The following is a 16,703-nucleotide window of genomic DNA, read 5'->3' as shown; positions in this document are numbered from 1 at the left end:
GGGTCAGCGCACCCCGGCCAGATCGGCGTCCTCGTCGGCCCCGAGCACCGACAGCGGGCCCAGGTTCAGCTCCACCGACAGGTCGCTGAGGATGTAGTAGAACCAGCCCAGGTCCGGGTCGCCGCGCCAGCTCGCGAGCTCGGCCCGGACGTTGCGGTTGTGCAGGTTCCACAGGCCGCAGACGTCGAGCTCGTTGTCGGCCGGGGCGTGCGGGTAGTACTGGTGGATGTCGTCGTACTCCGTGATCTCGTCGATCCGGATCTCGTCCGCGGCGGCGTCGCCTTCGATGAGATTGATGTTGGTCCGCCGCGCGGTCGCGTCCAGCACCTGGGAGCTGACCCGGAACAGTCCGCCGGCGAACCGCATGTCGTGGTCGTGCTGGTCGTGCCGCCACGGCGTCGCCCGCGCGATCGCGCGGTCGTCGACCTCGACGCCGGTCTCCTCGTGGAACTCGCGGGCCGCACCGAACAGGATCGACTCGTCGTCCCGCTTCTTGCCGCCGGGCAGGGAGGACCGGCCGGCGCCGTGCAGCACCTGCCCGGCCTGCACGATCCGGCCCCCCTGGCCGGGCTCCGGGCCGAAGTAGTAGCCGGCCTGGCGCTTCCGGGCGATCAGCACCAGGCCGCGCTCGTCGTACAGGGCCGCGTACACGTAGTCCGTCACTTCGATGGCCTCCTTGATGAGGTGGGTGTCGCTTGCGGCCATCGAGACGGGGGTCCGGCAACGGTGATACGGGGCAGTCAGCTAGGCGACACTCGGCCCGGTGGGAAAGGCGGCCAGGCACGCGTCCGGGTCGTCGGCGAACGGCAGGTGCCCGCAGCCGGCGAGCCGGATGTGCCGGGCCGCGGGCAGCAGCCGCGCGGCCCGCCGGGCCTGGAACGCGGGCAGGATCAGGTCCCGGGCGCCCCACACGACGGTGACCGGGACGTCGGTGAGCCCGCCGGGGTCGGTGAACCGGTGGTGGGCGAAGGCGTCCCGGGCCGTGCGAAACCCGGGCCACGCCGCGAGCGCCCGGGCATCGGCGACCCCGGCGACCGGATCGACCCGGGTGGGGTGCCCGAAGAACAGCCCGAACAACGCGACCCGCCCCGCCGCTGTGGCCGCCACCCGGGGCAGCGCCGGCGAGCAGCTCCGCGCACAGACCCGGGCCGCGGTCACGGAGACCTGGCACCACCGCCGGGAGACGGTCCCCCAGAAGCCGATCGGCGCGAACGCCGTCACCGACAGGGCCTGGCCCCGGCGACCGAGCTCGAGCGCCACGCCCCCGCCCATGGAGCTCCCCGCGACGTGGAACGGCGGCGGCACCAGGGCCAGAACCCGGTCGGCCAGCGCGGGCACGGACGCGCCCGGCAGGTCGAGCGCGGTCACGGCGAACCGCTCGGCCAGCGCCGGCACGATCGGGTCCCAGACCTGGCGGCGGCTTCCGATGCCGTGCAGCAGGACGAGCGGCGGCAGCGCCATACCTGAGCATCGTACTTGTTGACAGCGCGACAACAAGGGGGCATGGTTCCGCGCATGGAGTACGACGTCATCGTCGTCGGGTCCGGGTTCGGCGGGAGCGTCAGCGCGCTGCGGCTGACCGAGAAGGGCTACCGGGTCGGGGTGCTCGAGGCCGGGCGACGCTTCGCGGACCAGGACTTCGCCAAGACGAGCTGGCGGCTGCGGGACTATCTGTTCGCGCCGGCGCTCGGGTGTTACGGGATCCTGCGGATGACGCTGCTGCCGGACGTGCTCGTGCTGTCCGGGGCCGGGGTCGGCGGCGGGTCGCTGGGGTACGCCAACACGCTGTACCGGCCGCCGGACGTCTTCTTCGCCGACCCGCAGTGGGCCGCGATCACGGACTGGAAGGCCGAGCTCGACCCGTGCTACGACACGGCGTCGCGGATGCTCGGGGTGGCCGAGAACCCGCGCACCACCGCCGCCGACGAGGTGCTCAAGAGCGTCGCGGAGGACCTGGGCGTCGGCCACACCTACCGGCGGACCCCGGTGGGCGTGCTGTTCGGGGAGCGGCCGGGCGAGACGGTCCCGGACCCGTACTTCGGCGGCCGGGGGCCGGAGCGGACCACGTGCACGTTCTGCGGGTCGTGCATGACGGGCTGCCGGGTCGGCGCGAAGAACACGACGGTGAAGAACTATCTCTACCTCGCCGAGCGGGCCGGCGCCGAAGTGCACGAACGTACGACGGTCACCAGGATCACGCCGCAGGCCCAGGGCGGCTACCTCATCGAGACCGTGCGCACCGGAAGCCGGAAGAGGACCCGGTTCACCGCCCGGGATGTCGTCCTGGCGGCGGGCGCGGTCGGCACGCAGCGGCTCCTGCACCACCTCAAACGCTCCGGCGACCTGCCGCACCTGTCACCGCGGCTGGGCGAGCTGAGCCGGACCAACTCCGAGTCGATCCTGGGCCCGCGGTCGCGCCGCCGCGACGCCGACTTCACCGGCGGGGTGGCGATCACGTCGTCGATCCACCCGGACGCGGACACGCACATCGAGCCGGTGCGCTACGGGCCGGGCAGCAACCTGCTCGGCCTCATGGGCGCGGTCCTGGTCGGCGACACCGGCCGGACCCCGCGCTGGCTGGCCGGCCTGGGCAAGACCCTGGCGAGCTGGCGGGACTGGCCGCGGCTGTTCTGGGTGCGCCGCTGGTCGCAGCAGACGATCGTGCTCCTGGCGATGCAGCCGAAGGACAACTCGATCACCGTCGGCCCGCGCCGCGGCCCGTTCGGCGGGCGAAGGCTGACGAGCCGGCGCGGGGTCGGGGAGCCGAATCCGGTGTACCTCCCGGTCGCCCACGACGTCGCCCGCCGGGTGGCCGCCAAGATCGACGGCGTACCTCTCGGCTCGGTGACGGAGCTGGCGGGCCGCCCGGTCACCGGCCACTTCATCGGCGGCGCGGCCATCGGCGCCGACGCCGAGCACGGCGTCATCGACCCCTACCACCGCGTCTTCGGCCACCCCGGCCTGCACGTCATCGACGGCGCCGCGGTCACCGCCAACCTGGGCGTCAACCCGTCCCTGACCATCACCGCCATGGCCGAGCGCGCCTGCGCGATGTGGCCGCGCCGCGGCGAGCCGGACCCGCGCCCGCCGCTGGGCCGCCCATACCAGCGGATCGCGCCGTGAAGACGATCACGAGGCTCGGCCCCGACCAGCGCCGCGCCCAGTTGCTGTCGTGCGCGGTCCGGCTGTTCGGGGAGCGCCCCTACGCCGATGTGTCCACAAGCGACATCGCCGCGGCGGCCGGCGTGGCCCGCGGGCTCATCAACCACTACTTCGGCACCAAACGGGACCTGTACATCGAGGCCGTTCGCGTCCTGGTGACGATCCCGGCGGTCGCCGTCGAGCAGCTCCCCGCGGGCGGCCTGGCGACGAGGGTCGACGCGAGCGTCACCTGGTTCCTCGACGTCGTGTCCCGGCACGCGCGGTCGTGGCTGGCCGCGGTCGACGCCGGCGACCCCGACGTGCGCCAGGTCCTGGCCGCGGCCGACGAGGTGGCCGCGGAGAGCATCCTGACCGCCGTCGGCCTCGCCGACACGGCCGAGCACCGGGCCATCATGCGCGCCTACTGCGGCCTGGCGAAGGCCACCGCCCGCGAGTGGCTCGAGCGCGGGGCCATCGACCGCACCCAGGCCCACGCCGTCCTCGCCACCACGCTCACAGCGCTGGTGCGGGAAGTCTTCCGATGACCCGGATCGCCGTCATCGGCGCGGGGTTCGGCGGCATCGCCGTCGCGCATCTGCTGCGGGCGGCCGGGTTCACGGACCTGACGATCTACGAACGCGGCGACGACGTCGGCGGCGTGTGGCGCGCCAACACCTATCCCGGCTGCGCCTGCGACATCCCGGCCCCGCTGTACTCGTACTCCTTCGCCCTCAACCCGGACTGGTCGCAGCGCTTCCCACCCCAAGCCGAGATTCTGCGGTACCTCCAGCGGTGCACGGACACGTTCGGTCTGCGCCCCCATCTCCGCCTGGGCACGGCCGTGGACGACGCGACATGGACGGGCACGGCCTGGCAACTCACGTTGTCCGATGGCACCTCAGTGCAGTACGACATCATCATCCCGGCCACCGGCCAGCTCTCCCGCCCGATCACGCCGCTCCTGCGGGGCGCCGAAGACTTCGCCGGCACCGTCACCCACACCGCGCAGTGGCCCTCCGATCTCGACGTCAACGGCAAAAGCATCGGCGTCATCGGTACTGGTGCCAGCGCGATCCAGCTGGTGCCGGCCTTGGCCAACGAGGCGGCCCGGATCACCGTCTTCCAGCGTTCGGCCCCGTGGACACTCCCGAAGCCCAACCGCCGGTACGGCCGCATCCGCAGAGCCCTCAACCGCCGCTTCCCCCCACTCATGCGCGCGTCACGAGCCGGCACCTGGTTCCTGACCTGGGTCACGGGCCGGGCGATGACCGGCCGCCCGGTCGCCCGCCGCTTCGTCCGGGCCGTCTCGACCGCCCAGCGTCATGTCCAGGCCAGGTCTCTGGGCCGGCCGGTGACCCCGGACTACGCGATGGGCTGCAAACGCGTCCTGTTCACCGCCGACTGGTACCGCGCCCTGCGCCGCGACAACGTCACCCTGACCACAGTGGACATCGAGCACCTGACCGCGACGGCGGTCCGGACCGCCGACGGCACCGAGCACGCCTGCGACATCCTGGTCCACGCCACCGGCTTCGCCGCCACCGACTTCCTGGTCCCGATGACGGTGACCGGCCGCGACGGCCGCCGCCTGGAGGTCGAGTGGAAGGACGGCGCCTACGCCCACCTGGGCCTGACCGTCCCCGGCTTCCCCAACCTGTTCCTCATGTACGGCCCGAACACCAACACCGGCAACACCTCGGTGGTCTACTTCCTGGAAGCCCAGGCCCGATACATCGTCCAAGCCGCACAGGCGATAGCCGCCACGGGCCCGTTGGAGATCCGCGAGGACAGGGCCGCCGAGTTCGACCACGAGATCCAGCACCGCCTGGCCACCAGCGTCTGGACCGCCTGCCACAACTGGTACCGCACCGACTCCGGCCGCGTGGTGACCAACTGGCCCGGCATGGCCTCGGAGTACCGCGCCCGCACCGCCCGCCTGACCCGGTCCGACTACCTGACCTAGCCGGCGCCGAGGCAGACGAAGCCGCCGCGGGGCTGGGCCTCGGCGAGGGCGTCGGCGGGGCGGCGCCCGGCGGCCCGGCGGCGATACAGGGCCGTCATCAGTCGCAGCGTGTCGGCGTCGCCGACCGGGCCGGGGCTGGCCACGACCGTGCGGGTGCCCAGGCCGAGCAGGGCGGCCGCGATGCCCTGCAGCTCGTCGCCCGGGTGCACGGCGGACAGTCCGGCGTCGCAGGAGGACAGCACCAGCACGGCCGGCGGGCGGCGCAGCGCCGACAGGTCGCAGACGGTCAGCGGCCCGTCGGCCAGGAGCAGGTGCGAGAACATCGGATTGTCGGCCCGGAACACGCCGTGGCAGGCCACGTGCCCGAGCGCGGCGCCGTCGAGCGCGGCCAGGGTGGCCGCGGCCGTGGCCGCGGCGCCGGTCAGGACCCTGGCTGCGGGCAGCTCGGCGGCGAGGGCCTCGACCTCGGCCCGCGCGTACAGCGGGGCCGGGCCGGCCACCAGCACCGGCGGGCCGCCCCCACCGGCCGCGGGCTCGGACTCGGCCCGCCACCACTGCCACGACGACGGGTTCACCGCGACCGGGCGGCCGTGGCAGCCGGGCAGCATCGACCACGGCAGGGCGTGCAGGTGGCCCGTCGGCACCAGCACGAGCGGCCGGTCCCCGATCAGGTCGGCCACGGGCCGCAACAGGAGCCGGTCGAGCTCGCCGGCCGCATGCGAGATCGCGGCCTCGGCCTGGGCGGCGACCCGCGTGCCCGGGTACACCACCTGCCGGCGCACGGCGAAGCGCAGCGCGGCCAGCTCCTCCTCGGCCGCCGCGGCCGCGCCGAGCGGCCGGTGCCGGACCCGGCCGGCCGCCACGACGAGCGCGTGCAGCCGCCCGTCGACCACCGTGTATTCGACCAGGGCCCGGTCGCCGAGGGCGGCCGCGAGCTCGGCGACCGACGGTGGGCGGCGGGCGGTCGCCGGCTCACCCGGGCGATGCCAGGACCGCTGCCGGATCTCGGCCTCGACCGCCCGCTGGCGGCGCAGCAGGCGCTGGGTGCGCGGCGAGTCGATGGCGGTGGTGGCGCTCTCCCGGCTGAGCGTGCGCAGCTCGGCCAGCAGCGCCTCGACGACCGGGTCGTCCGGCGGGCGGGCCGGCGGCAGCCGCAGGGCGACGCTGCGGACCCGCTGCAGCCAGGTCAGCGCGGCCCGGGCGTCGCCCTCGGCCAGGCACAGCCGCAGCCGGGCCTCGGCGATGCCGACCCCGGCGGCGCCGCCGCGCACGCCCAGCTCGGTCGCGCCGAGGCTGGCCCGGTGCTGCTCGATCTCCCGGTAGGCGGCGGCCAGGCGCCGTTTGGCCAGCGGCACCTCCCCGGCGGCCAGCGCCAGTCGGGCGGTGGCGTGCCAGGCGCGGGCGCGCAGCTCAGCCGGGCCCCGGCGGCGCCCGTCGGCGGCCTTGGTAAGACAGCGGCCGGCCGTGGCCGGGTCACCGAGATCCAGCGCCAGGTGAGCGGTGTCGATCCAGGCGTCCCAGGCGGCCGGCAACCAGTTCGCGGCGCCGAGCCGGTCGCCGGTGGACTCCAGGTCGCGCAGCGCCCGCCGATCGCCGGCGCCGGCCGCGACCCGGGCCGACAGCTCGATCCGGCGGGCGACGGCGGCCCAGGTCGGCCGGGACTGCCGGCGGAACCCGGCCCGGGCCCGCCGGGCCAGCTCGCCGGCGGCCGCGGGGTCGCCGCCGTCCAGCTCGACCCGGGCCGAGAGCAGCCGGGCCTGACCCAGCAGCGACGACATCGATCCGGTCTGCGCGGCCTCGATCGCCTCCCGGACGGCCGTGCGCGCCTCCGGCCGCAGCCGCGCGGCCAGCAGCAGCTCGGCCCGGTCGAGCTGGGTCACGGCGGCCGCGCCGACGTACGCGAGGCGGTCCCGGGCCCGGTCGTACCAGGCGAGCGCGCCCGGCACGTCACCGGCCTGCGCGGCCAGGAAGCCCAGGTTGTGCTGGACCCGCGCGACCGCGTCGGGCAGCGCCAGCTCCTCGAAGATGCGCCCGGCCCGGGTCAGGTCGTCGCGGGCCGCGGCCAGCTCGCCGTGGTAGCCGCGCAGCACGCCCCGGTTGACCAGCGCGCGGCCCTCCCACAGCGCGTCGCCGTGCTGCCGGAACGCGGCCAGGGCCCGCTGGTAGCCGGTGAGCGCGTCGCGGTCGCGGCCGACCCGGCGCAGCAGCAGCGCCTGCTGCATCATCGCGCGGGCCCGGCGCAGCCCGCTGAGCCCGGCAACGGCCCGGCCGATCTCGCGCAGCGCGGCCTTCGGGGCGCCGCGGTCGTCGAGGACCAGCGCGTAGCTCATCCGGCATTCGGCCTCGGCCGTCGGGTCACCGGCCCGCCGGGCCGACCGGATCGCCTGGCGCAGGTGCCCGGCGGCGGTGGTGGTGTCGTGCACGGCGTGCGCGGCCAGCCCGAGCACCCGCCGCGCGGCCGCCGCCGCCGACGGGTCGCCGCGCGCCAGCGCGTCGGCGAGGTTTGCCCCGGCCCGCGCGGCCGCCCGGTGGGGATCGTCCTGGATCGACCGGAGCAGCCGGTCGTCGTCCGGGCCGGTCACGCGGGACTCCGGCAAGTTTTCGGCCGAGCGTGTATCAGGCGGCACCGACGGCCCGTCACAACCGTGGATCCAACCACGACGACGCCAGAGGAGCCAACATGTCACACACCCCGGACCACGCCGCCGGCTGGGAGCGGCGCCGCGCCGCCCGCCTCGCGGCCCTGCCGTGGCTGCACACGGACACCTCGACCGGCCGGCCGGTCCGGCACGTGAAGGACGAGGTCCTGGTGCGCGCCGAGCAGGAGGGTGCGGCCCGGGACGCGCTCGCACGGCTGGGCGTGCCGGCGAGCCGGGTCGGCCGCCGGACCGCCGGCCACGGGTTCGTGCGGCTCAGCGCGCCCGGCGCCGACCCGGTCGCGGTGGCCGCCGCGCTGCCCGAGGGCGCCGCCGCGCCCAACCACGTCTTCGCGGCGAACCCGTTCGAGATGGGCGGCCCGTTCGGCCCGCCGGCCGCCGCCGACGCCCTGGCCCTCGACGGCGGGCCGGCCGCCGACGCGACGATGCGCCTGGCCGTGCTCGACACGGTCGTGTGGTCGGACAGCCCGCTGCCGGCCGCCTGGTACGAGACCGAGGACCTGGACCCCGACGTCGAGGCGGCGGCCGAGCTCGGCCACGCCAACTTCATCATCGGTGTGGTGATGTCCCGCACCGACAACGCGCGCATCCGGGCGATCAAGGTGCTCGACGCCGACGGCCTGTGCACCGAGTCCGACCTGGCCGACGCCCTGGACGCGCTGGGCGACGACGTCGACGTGGTCAACCTGTCGCTCGGCGCGTTCACCCGCAACAACCGGCCGCCGGCGCTGCTCACCGACGCTCTCGGCCGCACCCTGGCCGGCCGTGACCGGGTGGTCGTCGCCGCGGCCGGCAACGACGGCGTGGCCGGCCGGCCCTACTGGCCCGCCGCGTTCGCCGGCACCGCCCTGCCCTTCGCCGGGCAGGTGCTGGCCGTCGCCGCCCACGACGGCTCGGGCGTGTGCGACTGGAGCAACACCGGCGACTGGGTCGGCGTCGCCGCTCCCGGCGCGGACGTCACCAGCACCTACGTCACGCACAAGGATTTCCCGACCGGCTTCGCCAGCTGGAGCGGCACCTCGTTCGCGGCGCCCTACGCGGCCGCCGTGATCGCCGAGAACCACCGGGCCACCAAGTCGGCGACGGCCGCCCTCGCGCTCGTGCGCAAGGAGAGCGCCGACCGGCGCCTGGGCGGCCTGCCCAGCCTTGCATGATCACCATGTGACGGGATGGAGCTGTTATCGTGCCGACCGTGACCGAGTTCGATCCGGCGATCGCGCTGGCCGCCGCCGCGAAGGGCGACGAGGCCGCCTGGAAGAGCATCGTCACGGCGTACGCCGGCCTGATCTGGTCGGTGGCCCGCAGCTTCCGGCTGTCCACCACGGACGCCGGCGACGTGGTGCAGGGGACCTGGCTGCGCCTCGTCGAGCACCTCGACGAGATCCGCGACGCCCGGCGCCTTCCCGCCTGGCTGGCCACCACCACCCGGCGGGAGGCGATCAACCTGCTGCGCCGCTCCGGCCGCGACGTGCCGGTCGAGGACGTGGACGCGTTCGGCCCGGCCCGGGCTCCGGGCGAGGTCGACGAGCGGCTGCTGCACGGCGAGACGCAGCGCGCGCTCGCCCGGGCCGTCACCCAGCTCCCGCACGCCTGCCAGCGGCTGCTGCGGGTGCTGTTCGCCGACCCGCCGCCGACCTACGAGACGGTCAGCGCCGCGCTGGAGATGCCGATCGGCAGCATCGGGCCGACCCGGGCCCGCTGCCTCAGCGGCCTGCGCGCGCTGCTGGCCGACTGAGCGCCGGCCATGGACCAGACCGGGACGGAACGACGATGACCGACGAACCCGCGAACCCCACGCCCGACGAGGCGCTCGGCGCGGCCCTGCGCTCGCTGTGGCACACCGGCGACCCCGTGCCGGAAACGCTGCTGGCGGCCGGATTCGGCGCGCTCGGCTGGCGGGACGTCGACGGCGCGTTCGCCCGGCTGGTCGAGGACACCGGGGCCGAGCACACCCTCGCGCACGTCCGCGGCGGCCACAGCCCGGCCCGCCTGCTCACCTTCGCCGCCGGCGACCTGATGGTCGTGCTCGAGCTGGCCGGCCGCCGCCTGCTCGGGCAGCTCGACCCGGCCGCGCCGGCCACGGTCGCGGTCGAGTCCGCGGCCGGGCCCCACACCGTGCGGGCCGACGACCACGGCCGGTTTCGGGCCGACGACCTGCCCGCCGGCTGGCTGCGGCTGGCGGTCGCCTTCGACGGCGGCGAGCGGCTGCGCACGGCCTGGTTCGGCACCTGAAGCCCCGGTCCGGCACCTTGAGTCCGCCGCGGCGCGGGTGACGGCTTCCCGACGCATCACGGCGCGGCCGCGGCCGTCTCGTCCGGCGACCGATTGCCGGACGACGGGAAGGACACCCCGATGCCGTTCAACACCCTGCTGGACCGCGAGATCAGCTACAGCGAGCTGGTCGACGCCGGCGCTCTGGAGCTCTACCCGGAAGCGGACGTCCGCACGTGGTACGGGCCGGGCGCCCACCGCACCGTCGGCGAGCTGCTGTCCGTGCGCACCCATCCGAGCCGGGTGGTCTGGGCCGTCATGCGCGCGCGGGTCCTGCCGCCCTACGTGCTCTACCGGGTCGCCCTGGACCTGGCCGAGCGGTACCTGCGGCGGGCCCGCCACCGCGGCGTGTACATCGACTTCCGCAGCCGGCGTGGCCTGGCCGCGCTGGGGGACTGGCTGGCCGACGGGGTCAGCCTGGGCGAGCGCATGGTGGCCGCGGTCGCGGCCGGGCGGGCCCGCACCGACGTGGCCGACCTCGGCGACCACGACGCCTCGGCGACGGCCGACATCGTGTGCGCGGCGCTGCTGGACGACGCCGAGGAAGCCTTCCGGGAGACGTTCTACCTGTACATCGCCGGGTACCGCACGGCCGAGGACTTCGCCTGGGTCATCGAGCGGGCCCGCGCCCGCATCGGCGAGGTCGAGCTGGCCGCGGCCGGAGTGTCCGCGGCCGCGATGGCGGCGGGCGGTGCCCGATGAGCGCGGGCGCGCTGCCGGTCGGCACCGTGCTGGCGTTCGCCGGGCCCGTCCCGGGCGACCTGCGACCGGGCTGGCTGCCGTGCGACGGCGCCACCTATCCGGGCGCGGACTGCCCGGAGCTGTACGCGGCCATCGGGTTCGCGTTCGGCAAGACCGGGACCGACCCGGTCGTGTTCAGCGTCCCCGACCTGCGCGGGCTGTTCGTCCGGTGCACGCCGGACGCGGCCGTGCGGGACGCGCGCGACCCCGAGTGGCGCCTGCGCACGGCCCTGCTGCCCGGCGGCCACAGCCGCGAGTGGGTCGGCTCCTACCAGGTGTACGGCACGGCGCCGGCCCGCAACGGCTTCAAGTCGTCGGTCAACAACGCGAGCATCGGCACCATCCGTGACGACGCCGGCTGCGGGCCGATCGTCGCGGCGAAGCCGAACCGGGCCGAGGACGTGCGGCTGCACGGCGGGGACCGGGAGAGCCGGCCGGCGAACAAGAACGTGCACTTCGTCATCAAGGCGCAGCCGCAGGCCGAGGTGCCGATCGGCGCGGTGCTGACGATGGCCGCGAGCCGCGCCGCCCACGACGGTTCCTACCCGTGCGACGGCACCCCGCGCGAGCCGCGGGGGCCCGCGAAGCGGCTGTACGACACGATCGGCACCAGCCACGGCCGCACCGACGACGGCGACTTCCTCCTGCCCGACTATCGCGGCTGGTTCCTGCGCGGCGTGAGCGGGCTCGCCCGCCGCGACCCCGACGGGGACGCGCGCGAGCCGGCCGAGGCCGGTGGCAACGCGGGCAACCAGGTCGGCTCGGCCCAGCCGTGGGCGACCGGCCTGCCGACGAGCCGGGAACGCCCGGCTACCGTCCGGTTCGAGAACCTGCCGGACGGCGACCGGGGCAAGAGCATCGCGGGTGCGATCCGGACCGCGGTGGTGCGCAACGCCGGCGGTCAGACGGTGACCTTCGGCTTGAGCCAGGGCGACCGGGAGACGCGCCCGGCGAACGCGAGCGTCGACTTCCGCGTCGTGTTCCGCCCGCAGATCGTGTCGGCGCCGGTCGGCACGATCATCACCGTCGGCGGACCGGTCCCGGCCGACAGCGGCTGGCTGCCCTGCGACGGCCGGATCCTGCCCGCCGCGGACCACCAGGACCTGCGCGACGCGCTCGGCGGCCAGTGGGGCGGCGACGGGACGAGCACCGTCGCGCTGCCCGACCTGCGCGGGCGGTTCCTGCGCGGCGCCGACCACGGCACCGGCACCGACCCGGACGCCGGCAGCCGAACCCCGCAGGGCACCGGCGGCGCCCGGGACCCGGGCAGCATCCAGGACTACGCGACCGGCGCCCCGCGCACGCCGTTCACGGCCGCGGTGCCGTACCTGCCGACGGACAGTACCCAGATCAGCGGCGAGACCCGCGGTGATGTGGCCGGCCGGGACGGCGCCCGCACCGTCGACGTCTTCAACGGTGGCAACGCCGACAGCCGCCCGGCGAACCTGTACCTGGACGCGTACATCCGGGTCCGCTGACCGACCGCCTTGACGCCTGCCTGTACGGAATGTGATCGGGCCTCGGCGCCGGCCATCGGGCCCGCCGGCCGGGAGGGATCAGGAGCCGAGCAGCGGGGGCAGGGCGAACAGCATCACCGTCGACCAGGTGACGTGGGTCAGGATCGGGGCCAGGATGCCGCCCGACGCCCGCCGCTGCAGGCCCAGGACCGTGCCCAGCACCGCCGCCGCGAAGACCAGCATCGGGTTGGCGGTGGCGATGGTGGCCAGGGCGTAGACGACGGTCGAGATGAGGACCGGGTGGGTGCGGCCGATCGCGGCGAACAGGGCGCCGCGGAAGAAGACCTCCTCGGCCAGGCCGTTGAGCAGGGTGGTGGCGGTGATGGGGACGATCGCGCCGTACTTGGCGTGGTCGAGGACCTCGCCGGCGTAGTCGCGCAGCGGCGGGATGTGCTGGACGACGAGGGCACCGGCGACGAAGACGGCGCCGACGAGCAGGCCCGTGGCGATCGGGGTCAGGATGGGGCGGCGCAGGCGGTCACGGTACAGGATCCGGCCCAGATGCAACGGTCCGGAGAGCAGGCTGCCGGCGACCCAGGTCGCGGCCACGGCCACCGTCATGGCGTAGAACAGCGGGTCGCCGGGGCGGATCGTCAGCGACCAGCCGAGCAGCACCGCGCCGGCGACCAGCGTCGCGGCGACCACGATCCGGCGCCGGCGGACGGCCGCGGTCGTCTGCTCGTGGTCGCGGGGGACCGGCTCGATGAACGCCGCCCGGGCCAGATCCCGCAGGTGCTTCATGCCGGCACGCCGAGCTCGGCCCGCACCGCTTCGACCTCCTTGCGGGCGGCGTCGGCCCGTTCGGCGGCCTCCGCGGCCTCGCGGGTGGTGACGTCGGCCGCGCGCTCGGCCAGGGCCAGGCGGACCGCGTCGTCGTAGGCGAGGGCCGGGGCCGGGTCGAGCTCCTCGACCGGGTGCTCGCGCACGACCGTCTCGGCGCTGAGCGAGTCGACCAGGTTGCGGGCGGTCGCCATGTCGACGTCGGTGACCAGGGACAGCCACATCGACGACAGGCGCGGGGTGAGCAGGGGGACGGTGACGTTCGGCAGGAACTTGCCGCGCCGCTTCGCCACCCGCTGCAGCATGTCGGCGAAGCTGAGCACGTCGGGGCCGCCCACCTCGTAGACGCGGCCGCGCGCCTCCGCGGACTCGCCGGCGGTGACGAGGTACCGCAGCATGTCCGGCAAAGCCACGGGCTGGGTGCGGGTCGTCACCCACTGCGGCGTGATCAGGGCCGGCAGGTGGTCGACGAGCTGGCGGGTGATCTCCCACGAGATGCCGCCGTGCCCGATGATCACCGCCGCCCGCAGCGTCGTGACCGGCACCGGGCCGGCCGCCAGGATCCGCTCGACCTCGCGCCGGGAGCGCAGGTGGTCGGAGAGGGCGTCGCCGTCGGCGCCGAGCCCGCCGAGGTAGACGATCCGTTCGACGCCGGCCTCGGCCGCCGCTTCGGCGAAGTTGCGGGCGGCGACCCGGTCGCGCTCCACGAAGTCGTCCTGGCTGAGCGAGTGCACCAGGTAGTAGGCGACCCGTGTATTTTTCAGCGCCGCGCGGAGGCTGCCCAGGTCCATGACGTCCCCGGCCACCGGCTCGCCTTGTCCCTGGTACTGCTCCGGCCTCCGGGTCATCGCCCGCACCCGGTGCCCGCGTTCCAGCAGGCGGGGCACGAGCCGGGAGCCGACGAACCCGGAGGCTCCGGTCACCAGTACGTCCATGGTCATGTCTTCCTCTTACCACGCGCCGGTACCGTTCACGCCTCACTTGCCCAGGGTTTGATTGGAGGCTATGTTAGCGCTCACATGAACGTCCGTACCGCCACACGGAGGGTTCCATGCGAAAAGTACTTCTGGCCGCCGCGGCCACCGGTGCGCTCGTGGTGAGCGCGCTCGTGGCCGCCGGCACCGCACAGGCGGCGACGTCGCAGCCGTGCGACATCTACGCCTCCGGCGGCACCCCCTGCGTCGCCGCCCACAGCACCACCAGGGCGCTCTACGGCACCTACAGCGGCCCGCTGTACCAGGTCCGCCGCGCCTCCGACAACGCCACGCAGGACATCGCGCCGGTCAGCGCGGGCAGCTACGCCAACGCGGCCGCCCAGGACTCGTTCTGCGCCAACACGTCCTGCGTCATCACGATCATCTACGACCAGACGGGCCGCAACAACCGGCTCACCCAGGCCCCGCCCGGCGGGTTCAACGGCCCGGCGGCCGGCGGCTACGACAACCTCGCCAACGCCACCGCCGCGCCCGTGACGATCGGCGGGCACAAGGTCTACGGCGTGTTCGTCGCCCCCGGCACCGGCTACCGCAACAACAACACCAACGGCATCGCGAAGGGTGACGCGGCCGAGGGCATGTACGCGATCTTCGACGGCACCCACTACAACTCCGGCTGCTGCTTCGACTACGGCAACGCCGAGACGAACAGCCGCGACAACGGCAACGGCACCATGGAGGCGCTGTACTTCGGCAACAACAAGGTCTGGGGCACCGGCGCCGGCAACGGCCCGTGGATCATGGCCGACCTCGAGAACGGCCTGTTCTCCGGGGTCAACCAGAAGAACAACGCCGGTGACCCGACGATCAGCCACCGGTTCCTGACCGCCGTGCTCAAGGGCGAGCCCAACCACTGGTCGATCCGCGGCGGCAACGCCCAGTCCGGCAGCCTCGGCACCTTCTACAACGGGGCCCGGCCCAACGTCGCCGGCTACAACCCGATGAAGAAGGAAGGCGCGATCATCCTCGGCATCGGCGGCGACAACAGCGTCGGCGCCGCCGGGACGTTCTACGAGGGCGTCATGACCTCCGGCTACCCGTCGGACGCGACCGAGAACTCGGTCCAGGCCAACATCGTCGCCGCGAACTACAACACGTCCGGGTCCTCGTCCGGCGGCCTCACCGTGGGCTCCAGCATCTCCCTGCGCGCCACCACGGCGTGCTGCTCGACCCGCTACATCAGCCACTCCGGCGCGACCGTCACCACCCAGGTCGTCGCCGCGTCGAACACCGCCACCGAGAAGGCGAACGCGTCCTGGATCGTGCGGGCCGGGCTCGCCAACAGCTCGTGCTATTCGTTCGAGTCGCGCAACAGTGCCGGGCAGTACCTGCGGCACTACAACTACCAGCTCTCGCTGCAGTCCAGCGACGGCAGCGACATCTTCAAGCAGGACGCCACCTTCTGCACGGAGACCGGCAAGAACGGCCAGGGCACCTCGTTCCGGTCGCTGAACTTCTCGACCCGATACCTGCGCCACTACAACAACAACGTGTACATCGCCAGCAACGGCGGCTCCAACGCCTGGGACTCGGCGTCGCTGTGGGCCGACGACGTCAGCTGGGTTGTGTCGGGGGCCTGGACTCCCTAAGTTCGTCTATATGAGGTCTCGCATCGTCGCGATCGCCCTGGGACTGACCGTGGTGCTGAGTGCCGGGGGCTTCGCCAAGCCCCCGGCACCGTCCTGGAAGCTGCTCGACAGCGGCTCCACCGCACAACTGCGCGGCCTGTCCGCGGTGAGTGACCGGGTCGCGTGGGCGTCCGGCACCGGCGGCACCGTGCTGCGGACCGTCGACGGCGGCCGCAGCTGGCGCTCCGTGGGCCCACCGGACGCCGCCGACCTGCAATTGCGCGACATCGAGGCCTTCGACACCCTCCACGCGGTCATCCTGTCCATCGGTGAAGGGTCGGCTTCCCGGGTGTACCGCACTGAAGACGGCGGCCGCACCTGGACGGAGACGTATCGCAACGCGGACCCGGCCGCCTTCTACGACTGCCTGGCGTTCTCCGACCCCCACCACGGTCTGGCCCTCGGCGACCCCGTCAACGGTCATTTCCAGCTGCTGTCCACCATCGACGGTGGCCGGCACTGGACCGCGTCACCGGTCGCCACCGCGGCCCTCGACGGTGAGTTCGCGTTCGCCGCCAGCGGGACGTGTCTCGTCGCATCGGGCCGCGACGCCTGGTTCGCCACCGGGGGCGGCGCCCAGTCCCGGGTCTTCCACTCCGGCGACTTCGGCCGCCACTGGTCCGTCAGCGCTGCCCCGATGCCGTCGGGGCCCACGGCCGGCATCTACTCCCTGGCCTTCCGCGACCCGCACCACGGCCTGGCCGTCGGGGGCGACTACCGGACGCCGGCCGCCGCACCGGACGGTGCCGCCGTCAGCCGCGACGGTGGCCGGACCTGGACGACGGCCCGCCGGGCCCCGGGCGAATACCGCTCGGGCGTGGCCTGGGGCCCGTCCTTCGCGCTCGCGGTCGGTCCGACCGGCAGCGACATCTCCCGCGACGGCGGCCGGACCTGGACCCGCTTCGACACCGGCAGTTTCGACGCCGTCGCCTGCGCGGACGGGGCGTGCTGGGCCTCGGGGGAGCAGGGCCGCATCGCCCGCCTCCGCTGAACCCGCTGCCGTGTCGTAT

The 16,703-nt window shown here is 74.4% G+C and carries 15 protein-coding genes; 10 read left to right on the top strand and 5 right to left on the bottom strand.

Going from position 1 to position 16,703, the window contains the following annotated elements; all coding sequences use genetic code 11:
* Positions 1-3 precede the first annotated feature (3 nt).
* Positions 4-705 carry an NUDIX hydrolase gene (locus ACIA8L_RS20670; RefSeq protein ID WP_395906762.1) on the bottom strand — a complete coding sequence of 234 codons (702 nt, stop codon included), beginning with the start codon at positions 703-705 and terminating at the stop codon, positions 4-6.
* A 39-nt stretch (positions 706-744) separates the two neighbouring features.
* Entirely contained in the window at positions 745-1,461 is a 717-nt protein-coding gene (locus ACIA8L_RS20665) for an alpha/beta fold hydrolase (protein ID WP_395906760.1), read from the bottom strand.
* Between the two features lie 54 nt (positions 1,462-1,515).
* Between ACIA8L_RS20665 and ACIA8L_RS20660 the strand changes: the two genes are divergently transcribed.
* The 3 genes from ACIA8L_RS20660 to ACIA8L_RS20650 are packed head-to-tail and all read left to right on the top strand — an operon-like array spanning position 1,516 to position 5,104.
* A complete protein-coding gene (locus ACIA8L_RS20660) occupies positions 1,516-3,123 on the top strand; it encodes an FAD-dependent oxidoreductase (protein ID WP_395906758.1) in 1,608 nt (535 codons plus the stop codon).
* Positions 3,120-3,686: a TetR/AcrR family transcriptional regulator gene (locus tag ACIA8L_RS20655; protein ID WP_395906756.1), complete on the top strand. Its 567-nt coding sequence runs from the start codon at positions 3,120-3,122 to the stop codon at positions 3,684-3,686. Before ACIA8L_RS20660 ends, ACIA8L_RS20655 begins: the two co-directional genes overlap by 4 nt.
* On the top strand, positions 3,683-5,104 hold the full coding sequence (locus tag ACIA8L_RS20650; RefSeq protein ID WP_395906754.1) for a flavin-containing monooxygenase: 1,422 nt from the start codon (positions 3,683-3,685) through the stop codon (positions 5,102-5,104). The genes ACIA8L_RS20655 and ACIA8L_RS20650 overlap by 4 nt, the downstream gene beginning before the upstream one ends.
* On the opposite strand, the gene ACIA8L_RS20645 is transcribed toward ACIA8L_RS20650, so the two are convergent.
* Entirely contained in the window at positions 5,101-7,686 is a 2,586-nt protein-coding gene (locus ACIA8L_RS20645) for a CHAT domain-containing protein (RefSeq protein WP_395906752.1), read from the bottom strand. The two genes, ACIA8L_RS20650 and ACIA8L_RS20645, sit on opposite strands and share 4 nt — an antisense overlap.
* Positions 7,687-7,784: 98 nt before the next feature.
* Here ACIA8L_RS20645 and ACIA8L_RS20640 point away from each other — a divergent pair, with 98 nt between their 5' ends.
* The 5 genes from ACIA8L_RS20640 (at position 7,785) to ACIA8L_RS20620 (ending at position 12,251) form a co-directional block, all read left to right on the top strand.
* Entirely contained in the window at positions 7,785-8,915 is a 1,131-nt protein-coding gene (locus ACIA8L_RS20640) for a S8 family peptidase (protein WP_395906750.1), read from the top strand.
* A 38-nt stretch (positions 8,916-8,953) separates the two neighbouring features.
* On the top strand, positions 8,954-9,496 hold the full coding sequence (locus tag ACIA8L_RS20635) for an RNA polymerase sigma factor (protein WP_395906748.1): 543 nt from the start codon (positions 8,954-8,956) through the stop codon (positions 9,494-9,496).
* 35 nt (positions 9,497-9,531) lie between these two features.
* Positions 9,532-9,993: a hypothetical protein gene (locus ACIA8L_RS20630; protein WP_395906746.1), complete on the top strand. Its 462-nt coding sequence runs from the start codon at positions 9,532-9,534 to the stop codon at positions 9,991-9,993.
* A gap of 120 nt (positions 9,994-10,113) precedes the next feature.
* Positions 10,114-10,734 (top strand): hypothetical protein, encoded by a 621-nt coding sequence (locus ACIA8L_RS20625; RefSeq protein WP_395906744.1) that lies wholly within the window; start codon positions 10,114-10,116, stop codon positions 10,732-10,734.
* Positions 10,731-12,251 (top strand): phage tail protein, encoded by a 1,521-nt coding sequence (locus ACIA8L_RS20620; RefSeq protein ID WP_395906742.1) that lies wholly within the window; start codon positions 10,731-10,733, stop codon positions 12,249-12,251. The genes ACIA8L_RS20625 and ACIA8L_RS20620 overlap by 4 nt, the downstream gene beginning before the upstream one ends.
* Positions 12,252-12,329: 78 nt before the next feature.
* Here the strand turns inward: ACIA8L_RS20620 and ACIA8L_RS20615 are convergent, their stop codons facing one another.
* On the bottom strand, positions 12,330-13,031 hold the full coding sequence (locus tag ACIA8L_RS20615) for a lysostaphin resistance A-like protein (protein ID WP_395906740.1): 702 nt from the start codon (positions 13,029-13,031) through the stop codon (positions 12,330-12,332).
* Entirely contained in the window at positions 13,028-14,011 is a 984-nt protein-coding gene (locus ACIA8L_RS20610; RefSeq protein WP_395906738.1) for an NAD(P)H-binding protein, read from the bottom strand. Before ACIA8L_RS20610 ends, ACIA8L_RS20615 begins: the two co-directional genes overlap by 4 nt.
* Before the next feature lie 110 nt (positions 14,012-14,121).
* Between ACIA8L_RS20610 and ACIA8L_RS20605 the strand changes: the two genes are divergently transcribed.
* Both ACIA8L_RS20605 and ACIA8L_RS20600 read left to right on the top strand, forming a co-directional pair.
* The gene (locus ACIA8L_RS20605) at positions 14,122-15,654 is read left to right on the top strand and encodes an alpha-L-arabinofuranosidase B (protein ID WP_395906736.1); all 1,533 of its coding nucleotides are present in this window, start codon (positions 14,122-14,124) and stop codon (positions 15,652-15,654) included.
* A 10-nt stretch (positions 15,655-15,664) separates the two neighbouring features.
* Positions 15,665-16,684 carry a WD40/YVTN/BNR-like repeat-containing protein gene (locus ACIA8L_RS20600; RefSeq protein WP_395906734.1) on the top strand — a complete coding sequence of 340 codons (1,020 nt, stop codon included), beginning with the start codon at positions 15,665-15,667 and terminating at the stop codon, positions 16,682-16,684.
* Positions 16,685-16,703 lie beyond the last annotated feature (19 nt).

Source organism: Dactylosporangium sp. NPDC051541 (assembly GCF_044454505.1).
GTDB lineage: Bacteria > Actinomycetota > Actinomycetes > Mycobacteriales > Micromonosporaceae > Dactylosporangium.
This window is presented reverse-complemented; position numbering and strand designations above follow the sequence as displayed.

Coding starts and splice junctions, on each gene's coding strand:
- ACIA8L_RS20620 (WP_395906742.1), top strand. CDS start 10,731: ATGAGCGCGGGCGCGCTGCCGGTCGGCACCGTGCTGGCGTTCGCCGGG.
- ACIA8L_RS20640 (WP_395906750.1), top strand. CDS start 7,785: ATGTCACACACCCCGGACCACGCCGCCGGCTGGGAGCGGCGCCGCGCC.
- ACIA8L_RS20610 (WP_395906738.1), bottom strand. CDS start 14,011: ATGACCATGGACGTACTGGTGACCGGAGCCTCCGGGTTCGTCGGCTCC.
- ACIA8L_RS20660 (WP_395906758.1), top strand. CDS start 1,516: ATGGAGTACGACGTCATCGTCGTCGGGTCCGGGTTCGGCGGGAGCGTC.
- ACIA8L_RS20650 (WP_395906754.1), top strand. CDS start 3,683: ATGACCCGGATCGCCGTCATCGGCGCGGGGTTCGGCGGCATCGCCGTC.
- ACIA8L_RS20665 (WP_395906760.1), bottom strand. CDS start 1,461: ATGGCGCTGCCGCCGCTCGTCCTGCTGCACGGCATCGGAAGCCGCCGC.
- ACIA8L_RS20615 (WP_395906740.1), bottom strand. CDS start 13,031: ATGAAGCACCTGCGGGATCTGGCCCGGGCGGCGTTCATCGAGCCGGTC.
- ACIA8L_RS20670 (WP_395906762.1), bottom strand. CDS start 705: ATGGCCGCAAGCGACACCCACCTCATCAAGGAGGCCATCGAAGTGACG.
- ACIA8L_RS20605 (WP_395906736.1), top strand. CDS start 14,122: ATGCGAAAAGTACTTCTGGCCGCCGCGGCCACCGGTGCGCTCGTGGTG.
- ACIA8L_RS20625 (WP_395906744.1), top strand. CDS start 10,114: ATGCCGTTCAACACCCTGCTGGACCGCGAGATCAGCTACAGCGAGCTG.
- ACIA8L_RS20630 (WP_395906746.1), top strand. CDS start 9,532: ATGACCGACGAACCCGCGAACCCCACGCCCGACGAGGCGCTCGGCGCG.
- ACIA8L_RS20600 (WP_395906734.1), top strand. CDS start 15,665: ATGAGGTCTCGCATCGTCGCGATCGCCCTGGGACTGACCGTGGTGCTG.